At 41.1% G+C, this 14,703-nt stretch carries 16 protein-coding genes; 10 read left to right on the top strand and 6 right to left on the bottom strand.

The genetic code is table 11. From position 1 onward, the window contains the following. Window positions 1-13: 13 nt before the first annotated feature. From paaC to nadD, 3 genes are all read left to right on the top strand, one after another. Window positions 14-781, top strand: coding sequence for a 1,2-phenylacetyl-CoA epoxidase subunit PaaC (gene paaC, locus COR50_RS05070; RefSeq protein WP_098192990.1), 768 nt, complete (start codon window positions 14-16; stop codon window positions 779-781). A gap of 24 nt (window positions 782-805) precedes the next feature. Next, window positions 806-1,297 (top strand): 1,2-phenylacetyl-CoA epoxidase subunit PaaD, encoded by a 492-nt coding sequence (gene paaD, locus COR50_RS05065; protein ID WP_098192989.1) that lies wholly within the window; start codon window positions 806-808, stop codon window positions 1,295-1,297. A 75-nt stretch (window positions 1,298-1,372) separates the two neighbouring features. Next, entirely contained in the window at window positions 1,373-1,942 is a 570-nt protein-coding gene (nadD, locus tag COR50_RS05060; RefSeq protein ID WP_098192988.1) for a nicotinate (nicotinamide) nucleotide adenylyltransferase, read from the top strand. 148 nt (window positions 1,943-2,090) lie between these two features. Here the strand turns inward: nadD and COR50_RS05055 are convergent, their stop codons facing one another. After that, on the bottom strand, window positions 2,091-3,140 hold the full coding sequence (locus COR50_RS05055; protein WP_098192987.1) for an AI-2E family transporter: 1,050 nt from the start codon (window positions 3,138-3,140) through the stop codon (window positions 2,091-2,093). Between the two features lie 239 nt (window positions 3,141-3,379). Between COR50_RS05055 and COR50_RS05050 the strand changes: the two genes are divergently transcribed. The 3 genes from COR50_RS05050 to COR50_RS05040 are packed head-to-tail and all read left to right on the top strand — an operon-like array spanning window position 3,380 to window position 4,419. Then, window positions 3,380-3,574 carry a YtxH domain-containing protein gene (locus COR50_RS05050; protein WP_098192986.1) on the top strand — a complete coding sequence of 65 codons (195 nt, stop codon included), beginning with the start codon at window positions 3,380-3,382 and terminating at the stop codon, window positions 3,572-3,574. A 30-nt stretch (window positions 3,575-3,604) separates the two neighbouring features. Beyond that, window positions 3,605-4,018 (top strand): phage holin family protein, encoded by a 414-nt coding sequence (locus tag COR50_RS05045; RefSeq protein ID WP_098192985.1) that lies wholly within the window; start codon window positions 3,605-3,607, stop codon window positions 4,016-4,018. A gap of 23 nt (window positions 4,019-4,041) precedes the next feature. Next, window positions 4,042-4,419: a hypothetical protein gene (locus COR50_RS05040; protein WP_098192984.1), complete on the top strand. Its 378-nt coding sequence runs from the start codon at window positions 4,042-4,044 to the stop codon at window positions 4,417-4,419. A gap of 92 nt (window positions 4,420-4,511) precedes the next feature. Here the strand turns inward: COR50_RS05040 and COR50_RS05035 are convergent, their stop codons facing one another. Next, entirely contained in the window at window positions 4,512-5,537 is a 1,026-nt protein-coding gene (locus COR50_RS05035) for an SPASM domain-containing protein (RefSeq protein ID WP_098192983.1), read from the bottom strand. A 186-nt stretch (window positions 5,538-5,723) separates the two neighbouring features. Here COR50_RS05035 and COR50_RS05030 point away from each other — a divergent pair, with 186 nt between their 5' ends. Together COR50_RS05030 and COR50_RS05025 are read left to right on the top strand one after the other, a co-directional pair. Continuing rightward, on the top strand, window positions 5,724-6,428 hold the full coding sequence (locus tag COR50_RS05030) for a glycoside hydrolase family 25 protein (protein WP_098192982.1): 705 nt from the start codon (window positions 5,724-5,726) through the stop codon (window positions 6,426-6,428). A gap of 21 nt (window positions 6,429-6,449) precedes the next feature. After that, window positions 6,450-6,737, top strand: a complete 288-nt coding sequence (locus COR50_RS05025; RefSeq protein WP_098192981.1) for a hypothetical protein — start codon at window positions 6,450-6,452, stop codon at window positions 6,735-6,737. Here COR50_RS05025 and COR50_RS05020 read toward each other — a convergent pair. After that, window positions 6,734-7,297 carry a CAP domain-containing protein gene (locus tag COR50_RS05020; RefSeq protein WP_098192980.1) on the bottom strand — a complete coding sequence of 188 codons (564 nt, stop codon included), beginning with the start codon at window positions 7,295-7,297 and terminating at the stop codon, window positions 6,734-6,736. The two genes, COR50_RS05025 and COR50_RS05020, sit on opposite strands and share 4 nt — an antisense overlap. A gap of 236 nt (window positions 7,298-7,533) precedes the next feature. Continuing rightward, window positions 7,534-8,088, bottom strand: a complete 555-nt coding sequence (locus COR50_RS05015; RefSeq protein ID WP_098192979.1) for a CAP domain-containing protein — start codon at window positions 8,086-8,088, stop codon at window positions 7,534-7,536. 450 nt (window positions 8,089-8,538) lie between these two features. On the opposite strand from COR50_RS05015, the gene COR50_RS05010 reads away from it, so the two are divergent. Continuing rightward, a complete protein-coding gene (locus COR50_RS05010; protein WP_098192978.1) occupies window positions 8,539-9,240 on the top strand; it encodes a DUF4377 domain-containing protein in 702 nt (233 codons plus the stop codon). A gap of 155 nt (window positions 9,241-9,395) precedes the next feature. On the opposite strand, the gene COR50_RS05005 is transcribed toward COR50_RS05010, so the two are convergent. Together COR50_RS05005 and COR50_RS05000 are read right to left on the bottom strand one after the other, a co-directional pair. Beyond that, on the bottom strand, window positions 9,396-10,088 hold the full coding sequence (locus COR50_RS05005) for a response regulator transcription factor (protein WP_098192977.1): 693 nt from the start codon (window positions 10,086-10,088) through the stop codon (window positions 9,396-9,398). Between the two features lie 12 nt (window positions 10,089-10,100). After that, window positions 10,101-11,534, bottom strand: coding sequence for a sensor histidine kinase (locus COR50_RS05000; RefSeq protein WP_098192976.1), 1,434 nt, complete (start codon window positions 11,532-11,534; stop codon window positions 10,101-10,103). Between the two features lie 444 nt (window positions 11,535-11,978). Here COR50_RS05000 and COR50_RS04995 point away from each other — a divergent pair, with 444 nt between their 5' ends. Next, window positions 11,979-14,702: an outer membrane beta-barrel family protein gene (locus COR50_RS04995; protein ID WP_098192975.1), complete on the top strand. Its 2,724-nt coding sequence runs from the start codon at window positions 11,979-11,981 to the stop codon at window positions 14,700-14,702. The last annotated feature ends 1 nt before the right edge of the window (window position 14,703 follow it).

Below are 14,703 nucleotides of genomic sequence, written 5' to 3'. Positions count from 1 at the left end.
AATAATAATAATAATGGATCAACAACAATTAGCCATCATAAATTTATTAACCAAGATGGGCGATGATGCGCTCATAATGGGACATCGTAACTCTGAATGGACAGGGTTGGGACCGATCATGGAAGAAGATATTGCATTTTCCTCTATGGCTCAAGACAAGATTGGCCACGCTTTAGCCTTGTACCGTTTACTCGAAGAATATTTTGAAGGAGAAGATCCTGATCGTTTTGCTTTCCTGAGGGAAGAATCCGGGTGGAAATGTTGCCATTTCGTTGAAATGCCGAACTCGTCATATGACTATAGTTTAATGCGACATTTTTTATTTGACCATGCCGAAGCAGTGCGGTACGCGAGCCTAGAAAACAGCAGTTTTGAGCCTGTACGAGCTATTGCTCAAAAGTTTAAAGGCGAGATAAAATACCACCTGATGCATGCGGATGCCTGGTTGACACAGTTGGGGAATGGTACCAGCGAAAGCCACACCCGCATGCAACAAGCATTAGATGATTGTTGGGCAGATGCCTTGGGAATGTTCGAAGAAGCCGGGGAATTAGAATCGGTGTTAATTGATGCCAAGGTTTATCCCGGTGAAAGCGCCATAAAGGAAAAGTGGCTAGAGAGAATCCAGCCGATCTTCACCCAGGCTTCACTAGTGGTACCCCGCGGGGAGCAAGCCAAAGCAGGTATGGGTGGAAGGTTCGGTTTCCATACGCAACATTTATCCATTTTATTAGACGAAATGTCCAGCGTATTCAAATTGGATCCATCGGCTAGTTGGTAACCAAGTAAATAGTGAAATCGGATCATGAAAGTAAGCGTACATACAGAAGATGTTTACCTAGCACTAGAGCAGGTGATGGATCCCGAAATACCGGTATTGAACGTGGTAGAGCTGGGCATGATAACCGGGGTGGAAGTGTCTGGAGGTGTGATCTGCGTTAAAATGATCCCTACGTTCGCAGCCTGCCCCGCTGTTCAATATATTCAAAACAATATCCGGGAGCAATTGCAGCTAGCATTGGATATGCCTGTTGAGGTGAAGATTGACCCTACTGTAAATTGGTCAAGCAACCGGATGAGCGAGGCTGCGAAGCAAAAGTTGCAAGCATTCGGTATCGCGGCGCCAAGGAAACTCCAAGGCGAAGGTTACCGGGAGTTATTGCTGGCAACACCTTGCCCTCATTGCGGTAGCACAGATACGTACTTGCGATCCCCTTTCGGTTCAACATTGTGCCGCGCGATACATTTTTGTAAAACATGCGGCTCCGCATTTGAACAGTTTAAACCCTTAGAATAAGGGGTGTTTTCATGATAAACAAGCCTAATTCATTAACTTGCCGCGCAATAGCATTTAAACTTTAATGGATCGCTCATGAAGATAGGCTTATACTTTGGATCATTCAACCCGGTACATATTGGACATCTAATTATAGCAAATTATATAGCATATAATACAGATTTAGATAAGGTGTGGTTCGTGGTTTCGCCCCAAAACCCATTGAAAGTATCTTCTACCCTGCTCAATGAACACCACCGTTTTCACTTAGTTGAGCTGGCCATAAAGGATGCTGATCGACTAAAGGCGAGCAACATCGAGTTTTCCCTTCCCAGGCCATCATATACTATCGATACGCTAACCTATATGGCAGAGAAATTTCCCACGCAGGAATTTGTTGTCATCATGGGGAGCGATAGTTTTGAAAATATTACGCGTTGGAAAAATTATGAACAGTTAATAAAGCATTACCCAATTTACATTTATACCCGTCCCGGGCACCCGGTGAAAGAAAGCCAGGGTGCAAATATTAGGATAGTAGATGCGCCGATGCTAGATATTTCCAGTAGCGCTATTAGGAAATTGATACAAGAAGGCAAAAGCATCCGCTATTTAGTAACGGAAGATGTACAGCAATATATTGAAGAAAACGGTTATTATCGTTGAAGTTGTTCCTGTCCCCAGTTCGGCTCGGCTGCGCTCGCCGTACTGGGGAGGACGTGTAGTGGATGGGAGGATTAAATTAAGGTAATGGGAATGATAAAGAACACGTCCCTCTCCCTACAGCTAGCGGTGAGCGTAGCCGAACCGCGGATTATCGCACCTTTACCCTTTTCACAACCTTAACATCCCTTTTCTTAATAAAATATTCATTTGAATAAATCCTCAACAGCAGGATAAACATTGATATCAACAACGGACCGAAAATCAGCCCGATAAATCCAAAAAGGTTGACCCCGATGATAACGCCGAAGATCGTAATCAAAGGGTGAACATCACCGATACGCTTTGCAAGGATAAACCGGAAAACATTATCGGATAACCCTACAACAACAAACCCGTAAATAATTACGCCTATCCCTTGCCAAGTCTGATCAGTAGCGATCATAAAAATTCCCATCGGCACGTACACCGCTGCAGCGCCCACTATGGGCAACATGGCCGTGAAGCAGGTTACCACGAACCAAAATACGGGTTGTGGCACACCGAAAACCAGGTATCCTACCAAGGCAATTACTCCCTGAATCAAAGCGATCAGCGGAATACCTACAGCGTTGGAGAAAACCAGGTTGCGGAACTCTTTACTTAAAAGCGTCACATTTTCATCCTTAAGCGGGATATATTCATATAATCCGGCTTCCAGCTCCTTGCTATTTATTAGCATGAAATATAGCATGAAATACATGACAGCAATGGCCGTTAAAGTATTGAAGGTAGCCCCAACGAAACCGGGCAGAATATTGGTGAGATTTTCCTGGAATTTCTGTAACCTCGCTTCCGATAACATATCAAAACCGGTCGCTTCGCTAATTTTACGGGTAACGGTTTCAATGCCGGCAATCAGTTCGGAGGAATGGTTTACTGCATAAGCAACTTTGGCCGTTAACATGTTAATCAATATACCCAGGGGTAGCAAGATGATCAGGAAGGAAAGTATCAAAATTACAGCTGCCGCTAAGTTTCGTTTCCATTTTCGTACTTCTACCAATTCTTCCATCATCCTGCGGAAAATCACGTAAAAAGTGACGGCGCCCAAGAATCCGGGGAAAAAACTATACAGTTCTTTAAATAAAATAACTCCTAGTGATAGGATAATAACTAGAAAACCGATCTGTTTTAAACGGTCATTGTCCAAATAACTCATATAGAATTTTCGTATTTATCAAACCTAATGATTTTTAAGGGAATGGCAAAAATCGTCCCAATCTTCTAAAGGCGCTATTGAAGATGAATACCGTTAGGTATATTAACTATTTAACATTTATTTTACCAGAATGAACAATATTGGAATAATGTTTGTAACCTTTATGCAACAGAAACAATTCATTGTGAAAGGTTGCCCCTGAAAGAAACCCAAATTCTTCACCCTAAAAAATTAATAATATGAGCAAGAACTCCAAAGCCGTTGTTTCATTTATCGTTGGCGCTGCTGTTGGTGTAGCAGTTGGTTATTTCTTAAACTCCGATGCAAAGGACGATATGGTAAGTAAATTAAGGTATGAAGCGGATAAGTTGAAAGAAAAGTTTAGGCGGAAAAAAGAACAATTTGAAGATGCAGTGGAAAATGAATTAACTTAATATAAAAATTCGCTCTAATAACCTATTTGCATGGAAGATAATTTCAGCAACTATTTTTCTGAAACTGGCAAGGTAGCCCGCGATTACGTGGAAACCAGGCTAGATTTATTGAAGCTGCAAACAGCAGGAAAGCTATCAAAAGCATTGGGATTATTTTTCTCGTTGATGATGGCTTTCTTGCTGTTCTTTTTCGTCATTGTATTCCTTGGCATGGTACTCGGCTTTTGGATCGGTGAAATGACGGGCAGCTTTACCATTGGCTTTGCTTGCGCGGCAGCAGTATTTATCGTGCTGTTCGTCGTTTTATTGATATTCAGGAAAAAGTTGATTCAGCGCCCTTTGGCGAATTTATTAGTGTCGGAATTGGTTGATGAAATTCAAGATGACGATGAAGACGATGAACATGACATCGAAAACATGGAGACCCGGAAGCCTAATATTTAGCCTATTACCGTAAAGATATCTATATGCAGTACCCAACATATAAAAAAATCAAAGTTAAAGATCTCGATACCCTGGAGTTGGAAATTGCAAGATTAAAATTGCAATCCAAGTCAATGGAAATCGAACTGCTTGAAAGAGGCGCTTATTTAAAAAGCAATTTTAAGGGAATGGCAATCAACAGCGTAGTCCCAGGCGTGGCCAATAGCGGGGTTTTAGGCATTTTAGGTAAAGTGGGTAAGGCCGCTTGGAACAGCGGAACCGCGAAATCCACCCTCACGAATATTTTAATAACTGCGGCGGAATTTATCGCCGTGAGATTTGGAGTGAAGCTGGCCAATAAAGTTTCCCAAAAGAAGAAAAAGAAAAAAACGGCCAAGGCCAACGTCGATAGCGAAGGTTAAATAATCAGTGTCATTATTTAATTATAAATCAATGCCCGGCTGCCAGGGGCTAATCAACCTGATTTTAAACTTCTATATCTAAATAGCCGGCCCTATTTCCAAACGCTGGCTCCTTCGCTACAGTTGGCACAGATATCTATGTTCTTCCTTCCTTTCATTAATTGAGACCTAAAGTTGTGGTATTCATCATTATGCCATAATGTTTTAAATGAGCTTTTCTTTAGATCGCCCAAGCGGTGTTGGGCGTCTTTATCAAAACAACATGGAACCACTAAGCCATCCCAAGTAATTACCGGGCTATGCCATAACCTCCAACATTGATTGGCCAATTTATTTTTAATGGTATAGGTACCATCCTCATTTTTGTGGTACCGGGAATATTTGTCAATCGTGGGAATGAGGCGGTTGCCTTCTTCGTAATCATAAACCTGCGCTGTTTTAAACCGCACCTGGTCTACCCCTATTTCTTCGGCCAACCTTTTAATATCCTCTATTTGATGCTCGTTAGGTTTCACTACTAAGAATTGGAAAAACACGAACGGCGTTTTGGATTTCAGCTCCCGTTTCCATTTTACAATGTTTTTGGCTCCTTCAATCACTTTGTGTAACTGCCCGCCGATCCTGTATTGGGTATACACATCTTGCGTTGTTCCGTCGATGGAAATGATCAACCGGTCCAAACCACTTTCAACCGTGCGTTTCGCATTAGCATCGTTCAGGTAATGCGCATTAGTGGAAGTGGCCGTATAAATGCCTTTTTCATTAGCATATTTTACCATATCGAGGAAGGCAGGATTTAAATACGGCTCTCCTTGGAAATAAAATATCAAGTATAACAGTTCTTTGGATATTTCATCTATAGTATCACGGAAAAAATCTGCTTGTAGCATCCCCGTTGGCCTGGTAAAAGCCCTTAAGCCGCTGGGGCATTCTGGGCAACGTAAGTTACACGAAGTAGTAGGCTCAAACGATAATGATATGGGCAAACCCCATTGCACGGGGCGTTTTCGCATTTTACTCCAATAAAAACTTCCCAACACTTTGAAAGCATTAGCAATCCGTTTGAAGGTTAATTTAGATACGAAATTCGTAGTGTCGTTCCAGTTAAAATCGGGCATCTAGGAAAAGGTTTATTCAACAAATTTAAGAATTCAATGCGGCTTTATTGCTGTCAATAAAAATATTACGCTATACTTGCCCTGATTTATATTGACGAGAAAACCATTTAACGAGTCCCAAAGTTGAAACAAAAAAAGAGAAAAACACGTATTAAGAGTGTCATTATCCTATTTTTATTAATAGTCATGGCCGCAGCCGGTGTATATTGGTGGTTGCAGATGGAGAATGAAGTAACTTATGTAAGATACGAGGAGTTCGGAATCGATATGCCGGTGAATTATGACTTACATGGCATAGATGTGTCCAAATTTCAAGGCAATATTAATTGGGAAGCCGTTAGGCAAATGCAAGTTGATAAGATTAATTTTTCATTTGCATTTATAAAAGCTACAGAAGGCATTACACGCCAAGATCGTAAGTTTAAACGAAACTGGCGCCTATCCAAAAAGGCCGGCATGGTTCGGGGCGCTTACCATTTCTTCTATGCTACCCGTGATCCTATACAGCAGGCTAGGAATTTTAGAAATACCGTTTCGTTGGAGAAAGGAGACCTGCCCCCGGTGCTGGATATCGAGGTACATAATAATCAAAGCCCGGCCGTAATACGTAGTATGGCTAAAATTTGGTTGGAAGAGATGGAAAATATTTACGGTGTCAAGCCGATTATTTATACCAATATCCGCTTTTACGATACTTATCTCGGGAAGGATTTCGATGAATATCCTTTGTGGGTAGCGCATTATTACCAAAAGGAGAAGCCCCGTATTCACAGGAAATGGCTGTTTTGGCAACACAGCGATATCGGTCATGTGAACGGCATCCGCGGGGAAGTTGATTTTAATGTATTTAGGAGCGACAGCAGCTCGTTAATAGAATTATGCTTACCTTAATAGTGATAAATCACCTGGTCATTGGAAGAGAATCATCATAACCCGTTTGAACAAGAAGAGAGAAGGCCTCCATTTGATATGAAGACTTTCCATTATTTCGCGAATATTATAAAAACGATCTTTTATGGCTTTTTCGTGATGATGGCAGGCATATTCTTCGGTTTGTACCTGGGGTACGGTGATCCCAAGTATTCAACACCCAAGTTGATGACCATCTTCTACGTTGTCTACGGTATCGTGTTTTTAGCTTACCTGTTTTTTGTTTTCAAGATGTGGCGCAAGCATCATAAAGAACATATTTCTTCTTAATTAGAACTAAACGGCTGCCCGAAAGTTTGTGTCCAATAGCTACCGTACTTGCCTACCCCCATCTCTGTAAAGTTAGCGTTCATGATATTTTTACAATGGCCGGGACTATTAAGCCATCCGGCAATAACAACCGCTTCCGTGCCGGGGCCTTTCGCGATATTTTCCCCGTAATACCTCCAATCATATCCTACTGCATCGAGCCTTTGACCAGGATTTTTTCCATCCTTGCCAATATGATCGAAATAGTTTTTCGTGTACATGTCTTTGCTATGCGATACGGCGGCAAATTCCAACAAATTATTCCAACTCAATGGCGCCACGGGAGGCATATAGGTATCCCCGCAATGGCAGCCTTTGGCCCGGACTTCGTTAACTAATAACAACAAGGTATCAGCATTAATGTTGTTATTGATTATTACAGCCGTCGGGGGAGCGCTGCTTGTATCTTGCGTTACAGGTTGCGGATGCGTAATCGGGGCAGGAATGAGATCTATCTTTTCGCATGAAGCGAATAGAATTATACAAACAACTATTACTGCCAGTGACAGGAAACGGAACATTTTAATCCCAGTTAAAAATGTAAAACAATTTGGTACTGGGTTTTAAATAGGTACGATAAAATTACTGGTGATTTTTTCTGTAGGACGGGGTTAAATAGTGTGGTAAGTCCTGTAAATTTAGGGGGCTTAACGCAATAATAAAAAAAATAAATTGTAAAAAATCTGTTAATGAGCAAAGTGCTACAAAACGTCTTTATAAAAGAGTTCGTAACACTTTGCGAAAATCACTCATGTGATTAGTTGGCAATTTGCGACTGTTGGGTCGCCATAATCTGTGTCCAGAAATAATCGGCCTGGGCTACCCCCATTTCTTTATAATCGGGGCCCATTAACGTCATACAATGCGAAGGACTTTTTAACCATCCCGCCACCACTTGTTCTTCATTAAATACACCGACGGCAAGGTTTTCACCGTATGTGTACCATTTATATCCCATGCTTTTAATCCTGGCTCCTGCCCTTTCACCATCCAATCCCTGGTGGCTGAAATAATTGCTATCAAGCATTTCCTTGCTATGAATCCAAGCGGCCTTTTCGAGGCTGGTATTCCATGTAACCGGTCCCACCGGCGGCATGTAAGTCGTTCCGCAATTGCAACCTTTAGCTCTAGCTTCGTTGACAAGTTGCAATATTTTTGATTGGTTGACGGTATTGTTCATATCCAGTACAACCGTATCTGTTGGGTTGATAGTTGGGGGTGTATATTCGGTTAGTTCTCCCTTGGTACAACTACCGAGGAAGCACAGCAATCCCATGCCTATCAACACCATGATTGGCAATAGCCTTTTCATGATCTAAAACAGTTTAATCGTTGGCAATAAATAAGTAATCCGTATGGGTCGAAATAAAAAGCTATGGATGCTGATTACAATGCAATACTTCAGATGGGTTTTAAATAACAGATATTAAATAAAATATATAATATCCAATGGATGTTAGTTGGCAAATATATTTGGTTGAGCAAAGGTACTTGTATACACTTATTTTACAAATCCAAAATCGACTAAAAATTAAGAAAAATAATTATTATATCAATAATTTCTTTGTATTAGTTTGATTTATAATTAATTATATTTTTTATAAAGCTTGTTATCCGTTTGTTAAGGTGCGTAAGTTAATTGCGGACTAGTGTTTTAAACTACTGTTGAAAGTGGTGTAATTTTTGCAAACTTGCTTAATTATCATCTTAATGGAACAATAGGTGTAATGCTTTGTTATTCCTTGCATCAAAACAAAATCGTATGAAAATTTCAATGTTGATTTTAACGCCCGCTCTAATTGGTATGATTGCTTGCCAAAATGTTTCTAAACAATCTACTACCAAAGACTCAACCGTAACCGAAAATATCCCGGTAACGGGTTATTACGAAGCATCGATGCCCGCCGCATCTAGCCCGGGTCGCATCATAGGATTAACGCTTTCAGAAGGTAATGATGTGACGATGACTACCGACTACATGAACATGACACCCGAAATTGTGCAGAGAGGAAATTGGATGGATCATGGTGGTGGAAAAATTATGCTAAGCCTTGTTACCGTGGGCAGTGGAAACCCTGCGAAAGATACATTGAACTTTAGGCGTGATGGCAATAGTTTGATTTATGAAGGTTCGGATTACGGTAGTGACGGCCTTACTTTAACAAGAAAAGACGCCCCTGTGCCACAGGATAAAGAATTGCTGGTTTGGATAAACGGTGAAACAACCTGCAAAGGCGCTATGGGAGAGGATATTACTTGTTATGAAGTCTGCTATGGCGATAAATTTATGGAACCTGCCGACGGGAACTGGGATAAATTATCAGGGTCAATCGAAGGATTTACATATCAAAAAGGGAACCGGTATAAATTAAAAGTAAACCGGAAAGTACGCAAACCCGCTCCTGCTGATGCCAGTATGTACGAATACGTATTAGTAGAGCAAGTATCAAAAGTGAAGAAATAGATTAGGAAAAGGGTTGATAACATTAAAACTATCAACCCTTTTTTGTTATAACTCTTCTAAATACTAATTCTCTCTTGCAAACGTTCCTGGAGGCGAATGCAAATCCAATTCAAAAATGTAACAGTTGTAGGTTGTTTATCAAGCTAAAAAAATTATTACATGATTAATTTGTAACCAACCCCGCGAACGTTCACGATCTGTATCCTTGGATCTTCTTTTAAATACCTGCGCAGCTTCGTAATAAATACATCCATGCTACGCGCATTGAAGAAAGTATCGTCTCCCCATAATTCGATTAATATCGGTTTCCGTTCAACCACTTCGTTCGGGCTTTGGGCTAGCCTGCGTAAAATTTCTGATTCGCGGTGCGATAAAAACTCTATTACATTATGGCGGCTCAAAGTTTGCCGGGTAAAGTTGAAAGAGTATTGCCCGATCTGGATCGTATTTTCATTGTTTTCTACCGGGGCAGGTTGTTGTCCGAAGCGGTTCAATAAAGACTTTATCCTGACGATTAGCTCGTCCATACTGAAAGGCTTTTTCAGGTAATCATTCCCACCCAGTTCAAAACCTTTTACAACATCAGCCGTTTGCGATTTGGCCGTCAAGAATATAATAGGCGTGTTTTTATCATTTTTGCGGACTTCCGTGGTAAGGGTAAAACCGTCCATATTGGGCATCATGATGTCCAGTACAATGATATCGGGTTTTTCCTGCTGGTACATCCGTATACCTTCCTGTCCATCCTTTGCATACAACATATCGAAGCCCCGTGTTTCCAGGCTATCTTTTACAATTTGCCCCAGTGTAAATTCATCTTCTACCAATAGGACTTTAGGATTAGACATAAGGTGTATTGTTTAAAAAGGTATTGTTATAATAAATTCGCTGCCCTTATCAGATTCGCTATGAACCTGTATCGTACCTTGGTGCATTTCTACGATTTTCTTTACATAGCTTAAACCGAGGCCGAAACCTTTCACATTGTGAATGTTACCGGTAGGGACGCGGAAAAACTTATCGAATATATTCTGATGGTAGCTTTTCGGTATACCGATACCATGATCTTTAACATGGATCGTCAATAATTGTTGCTCAACGATTACCTTGATATCAATATCTGCTTCTTCCTTAGAATATTTTATCGCGTTATCTACAAGGTTGTTAATGGCGTTCGATAGATGGGTTTTGTCTGCCACCACCAAGCCTTGTTCCGGCAAACTAACATGGAATTGTACCGGTTTTGCCGCTTTTAATTGATGGTTTGAAACGATATCTTCCACCACTTCGTTGATATCAAATTCTTCGGCATATAATTCAAAATCTTCCTTTTCTTCCGCGGCGATATGCAATACCTTTTCAACTAGGTCGCTCAAACGGTTTAATTGCTGTTTTGAAATATCTAGGTAGGTTAGCGTTTTCTTTTGATCGTTCAACGCGTTGAAATTCTGCATGGCTTCTACCGCTGCAAAGACCGTTGCAATCGGTGTTTTCAGCTCATGCGTCATATTGTTGATGAAATCGTTTTTCACCTCGCTGAGCTTTTTCTGCTTTAGGATCGTTCGTAGCATGTATACGAGGCAGATGATAATCAGGATCGTTAACAGCGCCGATGTGATAATCGACCAAAGCATCTGTTTGAGCAAGTACGGAACCGGCGTTTCGAATGTTGCTTGCACGAACAGGTTACTCACGGGATTAAACGGGGTTTTGAAGGTTTTAAGATGTTCCACGATATGAAGGCTATCCCTAAAACTTTCCCTGGCAAAATTGTTAAAATCAATATTGAGGGTATCTAAATTGTGTTGAACAACGATGCCCCTGCTGGCTAGCTCCGCTGAATACACTGAATCCAATCTCTTCAAACTCAGCCGGTTACTATAAATATTATTGATAATTAATATCTCCGAGATCTGCCGTGCCAAGGTATCGGCATACACCTGGATCGGGGAGTCCAGTTTGGGATCGCTCTGTTGAGTCGAATCATTAAAATACACCCTCAATTGTTGATAGGACTTATTATCCTTGATCTTCGAGCTGCTTAGTACCTGCTTGATTGCCCTGGGGAGTTCTGTTGAATTATGTAGGTTAGAGGAATCGGCATACCGGACAACCCGCTTTACATCGGCAAATTGCTTATTGAAGACGGCCGTTCTCAGGGCATCATTGATATCCCTGTTAAACTGGTCCATTACAATTTTGTAAGAACGGTATACCCAATATCCCTGGAACAGGAATATCCCCAACATGCAAATAACCATCAAAACCAAGATGTTCCGGATACGATTGCGCATAATCTCAATTTACCATTCTTACAAATCTATTTATAACAACTGTCCTATCCTATTATCCTTAACAATAATTAACAAATAATCCCCCGACGCCCTACCCGCCTAGAAAATTAACAAATACTATGTAAAATATTAACAATTGTAAATATGTAAAAATGCCAACATGAGTTAATTTGATCAAAATTATTTGGTTTATCGTCATCATATACTGCAATTTCACAACAGGGAATATCAGTAACTTGATAAAATTGTTTCGAAAACCAGCTTACAACTAAGTATCGTCTAACCAATGAAATTCAAGCCGCGTAAGGCTTCCATATATTGATACCTAGCTCATGCTGTTCAAATCCCGTGGTTTTTCAAACCTGGAAATCCATGGGAAGATTCAATTGATTAACCCGGGTAAATAGCATAAACATTAGATTAAAGACACGGTTTTAGCGCCTCATGAAAAGTTTAGTAGTTTTTTTAGCAATAATTTTTGTTTCCCTTTCTGCATCATCGCAACAAAGAGAGGTACGTGTTTCCGGGCGCGTTTTGGATTCAGCTTCCAGGGAAGCTTTGCCGGGGGCAACAGTGGTATTATTGCTTAAGAAAGACGCTTCCGTTTTGCAACATGTCCTTACATCTGAGGACGGGTATTTCAACTTAAACTTTAATTACTCGGACACTTCGGCTATCAAGGTGATGTTTATGGGGTATAATGTTTACGAGACCCCGCTAGCGATCAGCGATACAACCCGTAAAGTTGCTCTTGGAAATATTATGCTCGGCGTTAAAAATATCCAGTTAGGAGGGGTGGAAATCGTTCAGCAAATTCCACCGATTGTTGTTAAAAAAGATACGGTTGAGTTCAATGCCGGTTCTTTCAAAACCGCACCTAATGCCGCTTTGGAAGAACTTCTGAAGAAGCTGCCCGGGCTCGAAGTGAATCCCGATGGTACCTTTACTTTCAACGGGGAGAAGTTGACTTCTATATTAGTTGACGGTAAACCTTTTTTCACTGATGACATCCAGGAACTCGCCAAGATATTGCCCGCGGAAATAGTCGATAAAGTTCAGATGATCGATAAAAAATCACAACAGGCAGAGGATTCCGGCGTGCAAGATGGGCAAAGGTTAAAAGCGCTTAACCTGGTAATTAAGAAAGATAAGAAGAAAGGCACTTTCGGCTCTGTGGGTATAGCCGGTGGCGATGAAAAAAGATATAATGTAAATGCAAACTTGAACCTCTTTTCAGGGGATAAGCAGATCAGCTTGATCGGCGGTACCAATAACGTGAACCCAAATAATTTCGGTAACACCAGCCCCGGCATCCTCAAGAACACCAATTACATGGTCAACTATTCAGATCAGCTAACAAAAAAATTGCGTGTAAACGGCGGGTATGCTTATTCTAAAAATTTTAATCAATACGGAAGTGAAAGCTTGAAGGAATATATTTCTGTTGACTCCACCAAATACAATGCTTCCAGCAGGGTTTCTGAAAATAACAGGGTCAACCACAGGTTCTCATTGAACTTTGAATATGAAATCGATAGTACCCAAACCTTGAAATTCAAACCATCTTTTAGCTTCGGTGACGGTACCGGTAGGAGTATTAACAATTTTCAGATTTCAAGTATATCCAATACCATTAGAAACCAGGGAACGGATTTAACTTCTAATAACAATAAAACAACCCAAGGCGCTGCCAACTTGCTATACAGAAAAAAGTTCCGTCAACAGGGAAGAATCTTTACAGCTTCCGTAGATTGGTCCGGAAATAACACTGAAGGTACCGGCTTGCTGGAAAACAACCGTTTGTTGCTTGATAGTACGAACCAGGTAAAATTAGACTCTACCCGGCAGCAGAATCAGAATAATAGCAACAGTAGTAATCTCTCGCTCAGGCTCACTTACGTGCAGCCGCTGAAAAATGATTTCTTCCTGGAAAGCCAGTATTCATACGATACCCGTGCTACTGAAACGGATCGGGGTACGTATAACTGGAGCAAGGAATCGGAAGGATATACGGATAAGGTTGATAGCTTGAGTAATAACTATCATAACCTTACAAATGTGCATCGTGCCGGCTTGAATATCCGTAAAAGCTTGGATAAAACGGACTTTACCTTGGGCTTGAAATTACAGTACAATGACCTGTCGAGCGATAATATCACCAAGGATACGGTTTCACAACAACATACATTGAATTTCTCTCCGCTGGCAATGGCGAATTTTGACCTGGGTAATAACCGCCGTCTTAACATTACCTATAACGGTAATACCATGCAACCCAGCTTGGAGCAGTTGCAGCCTGTAATTGATCGCAGTAACAGCTTGTATATTCAAACGGGAAACCCGGATCTGAAACCTTCCTTTACCCACGCGATGAACTTGAGTTATAATGCCTTTAACCTGGACAAACAGACGGGGATTTTCCTCGGCCTATCGGGTACGGCGACTATGAATAAGATCGTTAACAGGACCACCTTCGATGAAACCGGGGTGCAATACTCGAAGCCTGAAAATGTCAATGGCAGTTTCAACTTGAATGGCTATGTAACCAATACTTTCTATTTTAAAAAGTTAAAGACCCGTATAAATGCCAGGACTAACAGCGCTTATAGCCGCAATGTTAGTTTCCTGAACGGTGAAAAGAACTTTACCAATAACTTATCTGTCGGTGAAAATTTAAGCATCAATCTTTTAATAGAAGAGAAGTTGGAATTAAACGGCAGCGTGAATGCGACCTGGAACCAAGCCAATTATTCTTTACAACCGGATAATAATCAAAATTACCTGTCGTACGGGGCGCAATTCACAGCGGATGTTACCTTGCCCTGGGAAATTCACCTGGGTAGCAGCGTCAAGTATATGGCTACAAGCGGCCAAGCAAGGGGCTTTGATCAAAACAATACCTTGCTGAACGGCTATATTTATAAAAATATATTGAAAGGAAATCAAGGTGAGCTGAAATTCTCGGCATACGATATCCTTAATCAGAACACGAGCGTACGGCGCATCACGAACGAAAACTATTTGGAGGATGTTCGTACGGATGTATTGAAGCGTTACTTTATGCTTTCCTTCGTGTATTATATACGGAGGTTTAACGGGAAGTCAATGACCGGTAGCGGCCCGAGGGTAAGACGATCGGCCGGCGCTACTAGCATTCGGAGCTACTAGC

It is taken from the genome of Chitinophaga caeni (genome assembly GCF_002557795.1).
GTDB classification, from domain to species: domain Bacteria; phylum Bacteroidota; class Bacteroidia; order Chitinophagales; family Chitinophagaceae; genus Chitinophaga; species Chitinophaga caeni.
Note: the sequence above shows the minus strand (reverse complement) of the source record. Positions and strands in the feature narration are given on the sequence as shown.

Coding starts and splice junctions, on each gene's coding strand:
- paaC (WP_098192990.1), top strand. CDS start 14: ATGGATCAACAACAATTAGCCATCATAAATTTATTAACCAAGATGGGC.
- paaD (WP_098192989.1), top strand. CDS start 806: ATGAAAGTAAGCGTACATACAGAAGATGTTTACCTAGCACTAGAGCAG.
- nadD (WP_098192988.1), top strand. CDS start 1,373: ATGAAGATAGGCTTATACTTTGGATCATTCAACCCGGTACATATTGGA.
- COR50_RS05055 (WP_098192987.1), bottom strand. CDS start 3,140: ATGAGTTATTTGGACAATGACCGTTTAAAACAGATCGGTTTTCTAGTT.
- COR50_RS05050 (WP_098192986.1), top strand. CDS start 3,380: ATGAGCAAGAACTCCAAAGCCGTTGTTTCATTTATCGTTGGCGCTGCT.
- COR50_RS05045 (WP_098192985.1), top strand. CDS start 3,605: ATGGAAGATAATTTCAGCAACTATTTTTCTGAAACTGGCAAGGTAGCC.
- COR50_RS05040 (WP_098192984.1), top strand. CDS start 4,042: ATGCAGTACCCAACATATAAAAAAATCAAAGTTAAAGATCTCGATACC.
- COR50_RS05035 (WP_098192983.1), bottom strand. CDS start 5,537: ATGCCCGATTTTAACTGGAACGACACTACGAATTTCGTATCTAAATTA.
- COR50_RS05030 (WP_098192982.1), top strand. CDS start 5,724: ATGGCCGCAGCCGGTGTATATTGGTGGTTGCAGATGGAGAATGAAGTA.
- COR50_RS05020 (WP_098192980.1), bottom strand. CDS start 7,297: ATGTTCCGTTTCCTGTCACTGGCAGTAATAGTTGTTTGTATAATTCTA.
- COR50_RS05015 (WP_098192979.1), bottom strand. CDS start 8,088: ATGAAAAGGCTATTGCCAATCATGGTGTTGATAGGCATGGGATTGCTG.
- COR50_RS05010 (WP_098192978.1), top strand. CDS start 8,539: ATGAAAATTTCAATGTTGATTTTAACGCCCGCTCTAATTGGTATGATT.
- COR50_RS05005 (WP_098192977.1), bottom strand. CDS start 10,088: ATGTCTAATCCTAAAGTCCTATTGGTAGAAGATGAATTTACACTGGGG.
- COR50_RS05000 (WP_098192976.1), bottom strand. CDS start 11,534: ATGCGCAATCGTATCCGGAACATCTTGGTTTTGATGGTTATTTGCATG.
- COR50_RS04995 (WP_098192975.1), top strand. CDS start 11,979: ATGAAAAGTTTAGTAGTTTTTTTAGCAATAATTTTTGTTTCCCTTTCT.